The organism is Mesorhizobium sp. M00.F.Ca.ET.216.01.1.1, assembly GCF_004010325.2.
Classification (GTDB): Bacteria; Pseudomonadota; Alphaproteobacteria; order Rhizobiales; family Rhizobiaceae; genus Mesorhizobium.
Window position 1 is genome coordinate 1 of record NZ_SADR02000136.1, and the last position, 433, is coordinate 433.

Annotated in this window: 1 protein-coding gene; it reads left to right on the plus strand. The window is 60.5% G+C overall.

Features of this window, described 5'->3' with window-relative positions:
* Positions 1-50: 50 nt before the first annotated feature.
* The coding region (locus tag EN859_RS35405) for a flagellar biosynthetic protein FliR (RefSeq protein WP_245525873.1) at positions 51-433 on the plus strand (383 nt) is incomplete at its 3' end.

Consider the following 433-nt stretch of genomic DNA (forward strand, 5'->3'; position numbering starts at 1 on the left):
TCAGCACCCGTTCGCTGCCTCTGCTCTTGAAAATCGGCCTCGCGGCCTTCGTGACCATCATCTTCGCTCCGACGCTCGGCTCGTTGCCGCAAGTGACGGTGTTCTCCGCCGAGGGCGTGTGGATCATCGTCAACCAGTTCCTGATTGGCGTGGCGCTCGGCATGACCATGCAGATCGTGTTTCAGGCCATCAGCGCGACGGGCGATTTCGTCGGCCTCGGCATGGGTCTCGGCTTCGCAACCTTCTTCAACGCACAAGCGAGCAGTTCGAGCCAGGTGTTGTCGAGCTACATGTACACGATCGCGATGCTGGTATTCCTCGTGATCGACGGTCATTTGCAGATGATCAGCGCGCTGCTTGCGTCGTTCAGCTCGCTGCCCGTTTCGGCGAACATTCTCGGCGCGCCTGGCCGTCGAGAACCATCGCCACGAAG